The sequence below is a fragment of the Candidatus Defluviilinea gracilis genome, from assembly GCF_057138825.1.
Genome location: NZ_DBNHEF010000017.1, coordinates 1 through 2836, shown reverse-complemented (window position 1 = coordinate 2836; position 2836 = coordinate 1). Strand labels below are relative to the sequence as shown.

The 2836-nt window shown below is 51.4% G+C and carries 6 protein-coding genes; all 6 read right to left on the bottom strand.

What is annotated here, in order from left to right:
- On the bottom strand, positions 1-390 hold a 390-nt coding region (locus AC16KF_RS01700), incomplete at its 3' end, for a hypothetical protein (protein WP_484035553.1).
- Between the two features lie 114 nt (positions 391-504).
- Complete coding sequence (locus AC16KF_RS01695) at positions 505-843, bottom strand: DUF1064 domain-containing protein (protein WP_484035552.1); 339 nt, start codon at positions 841-843, stop codon at positions 505-507.
- Complete coding sequence (locus AC16KF_RS01690; RefSeq protein WP_484035551.1) at positions 836-1171, bottom strand: SH3 domain-containing protein; 336 nt, start codon at positions 1169-1171, stop codon at positions 836-838. Before AC16KF_RS01690 ends, AC16KF_RS01695 begins: the two co-directional genes overlap by 8 nt.
- Complete coding sequence (locus tag AC16KF_RS01685) at positions 1168-1506, bottom strand: hypothetical protein (protein WP_484035550.1); 339 nt, start codon at positions 1504-1506, stop codon at positions 1168-1170. Before AC16KF_RS01685 ends, AC16KF_RS01690 begins: the two co-directional genes overlap by 4 nt.
- 345 nt (positions 1507-1851) lie before the next feature.
- A complete protein-coding gene (locus AC16KF_RS01680) occupies positions 1852-2625 on the bottom strand; it encodes a hypothetical protein (protein WP_484035549.1) in 774 nt (257 codons plus the stop codon).
- 5 nt (positions 2626-2630) lie between these two features.
- Positions 2631-2836: hypothetical protein (locus AC16KF_RS01675; protein WP_484035548.1), on the bottom strand; the 206-nt coding region annotated here is incomplete at its 5' end.

Genomic DNA, 2836 nt, shown 5'->3' with positions numbered 1-2836 from the left:
CACAGCCCCACACGCAAATACCACCAATCCAATCACAATCACAACTCCCCAAACAATCAGATTAAACTCCTCTGTCACTTCTTGGTTGTCGGCTGTATCAAGGTCTCGTTTCATTTTCGCCTGCGCTTTGTCCCATTTTTTGTTATGGTTGATTATTTTCTTTGTCGCCGCCACTCGCTCGCGGGGATCGTCAATCGCGTGCATATTCGGGAGTTCCTCGTGCATGAGCGGGACAACCCTATCCGCGTACTCAGTGTGCGCGTCTGCGCGAATTTCTTCGCTCTTCTGAAACGGGTTTATTCGTACAATCAGCGCAACAATAACCAGCCAGAATCCCCAGCCAGCCAGTATCAGAGCCAGGGTTTGCGCTACTAAAATAATCGTTTGCATGGTCTCACCCTCGACTGATGTAGAGCGCGAACCAAATCGCAAGCAAGATGACGACCATAATCACAAAAACCTTTGTGTCTGTTTTCATTGTCTACTCCTTATAGGGTATGTTTTTTACATATCGTTTTTACGGATCAATCGAATTTCAATACCATAGATCGCTTCGACCATCTTGATTCTCAAATCCGCATCCTTCGTCATGCGTCCTTTCACGTCCTCGTAGACCTCTTCGCCGTTTTCGATATAGCGGAAATCCGCCGTGTACCTGCCGATCTTCTTTGGTTTTTTCGTCTTTAGATTCGTCGCCCATAAATCAAACTTCGGCTGGCACTCCAGTTCTCGGATCGTTCCCGCAGACTCCAGTAATTTCAATTGCAGGTAACGCTGAGACTCCAACTTGGATGCGAACCACCGCCCATCCAAAAATGTTCGCTTGGCGTGAAATTTATTCATCGCAAATGCTCCCGCTCAAATAATCGGCATTGACCCATCCCGTCATGCCGCTGTATTCAATTCGTACCCATCCGCCGACACACTCGCTCACGATCTCCACGCGCCAGCCCGCCAGCAGGTAGAACGAGGTTGTCTGGTACGTTACGGCTGGACCCGTCCGCACGTTCAAGGCTTCGGATGCGGTCACGATAGCAGTAGCGACCACCGCCGTACTCGTTGACGACGCCTCGGCGGTCTGCGTTGGATTTTCTGCCACTGGATTATTTGCCACTGCGGAGGAGTAGCAAGCGAGCGAGGCAAACGAGAGGATAAGCAGGAAGCGAATCATTTTGGATTTTCTGCCACGAGTTTATTTTGTGCCACGTTCTCTACAATGGCGTCAATGGATTGCCCATTTATTGCCACGTCCAGCGTGGCATCAATTCCGACAATATCATCCTCGCGCGTGCCAAACGCGACCAGCAGAACGTTTCTGCCGCTAGTCGGTTCTTTGAGGTTGATATACTTCAAGACTACTCCATTCGTCGAGCGCAATTCCTGCCACTCCCGTTTTTGCAGGGCGATCAGCATGGCGATTTCCTGCCCCGCTGGACTTAAGTTTGTATCCCGTCGTGGCACAAAATCCTTCGCATCTTTTTTGCCACTGTTTGTAGGTTGGGTCATGGTAGACATCCTCGATTGTTCCTAACGGCAGATAATTCCGTACTGAAATGTTGCCACGCTCATCATAGACGTTATTTCGATTCTTGCCACTCCCGCGCCGCAAGCGGGCGCGTACCGTCGTTGGATTATCTGCCACGAAGTCCAGCCGCCAGTGATTGCTCTTTGGGCGTCCGCGCCCGCGCTTTTCTGCCACGCTGGAATTCTTGCCACGAAACGCCTCTGTAAGCGTGGCAAGAATTCCGTCAATCGTTTCTGTGGCAGTAATTGTTTCAGGCTCATTTCCGCGCTTCTGTGTGTCAAATGGGGGTATTTCAGGGGCAATCGGCGGATTTACTGCCGACGCCCCTAAGAAGGGCGGTTTCCGTTGCCGCCCTTCTCTTCGACACGTTCGGCGGTTTGGGCATAGGACTGTTGGCGATTGAACGGCTTGCCCGCGCGATTGTCAATCGGGTCGAGAATATCGGGGATACCGTCACCGTCCATGTCGCGCATGACGTTCAAAATCCGCGCAATCACACGCGGGTCAACGTCCTGTTCAATCTCAACTTTGCGTTGTACCTCAGCGCGTTTTGCTTGCGCGATCTTGTTGGCGACTCCCAAGCGTTGCATCCCTCGGAATCCACGCGCCAGTATGCGGTTTGTCTTTTGGTTTTCGGAGATTTCCTCGTCAATGAAAAAATACCGACCCATCATGAACGCATGAGCGGCGAGAATGATAATCATGGAAATTACCAATCCTGCCTCGGTCAAGGCAATGCTGTCCAGCGTCAACGTCGCAGACGCCAAATTGATAAACGCCATGAATACTGCAACAACGATCACGGAGGATACCGCGATAATGCCGCCCCAAAACGCGGTCTTGCGTTGAGAGACAGACGCCAATGGACGGGTATATTGCTTCGTGTACAGGAACAACGGCACAACACCCGCAAGGAACACAAACGCGCCGTAGTACCAAAAGCCCGTGACTACCGCCACAGTGACAGCGCTTACGAAGTCAAGGATCACGAACACCGCCTCGGAAAAATACAGCGATGACCACAACTCCCAATTCGTCGGCTTCTTTTCAGGCTCTTTGTCGTCCAACGATTTCAAGATTTCTTCGGTTTCGTTTTTCATGTCGGCTATCCTTTCACTTTGGTTTCGATTGTGCGCCCCGCAAAACGGGCGATCTCGGCGGCGTTCAAGCCGTGTTCTTTGGCGATTTCTTCGGGCGTGAACATAATCAACTCGCGGAGGACAATCGCCTTGCCCTTGCGCTTCAAGAGCAATGTTTTGACCCGTCCCGCCTCGCGGTCTGTCAATGGGGTTGTCAGATAGTCGTTTTCTT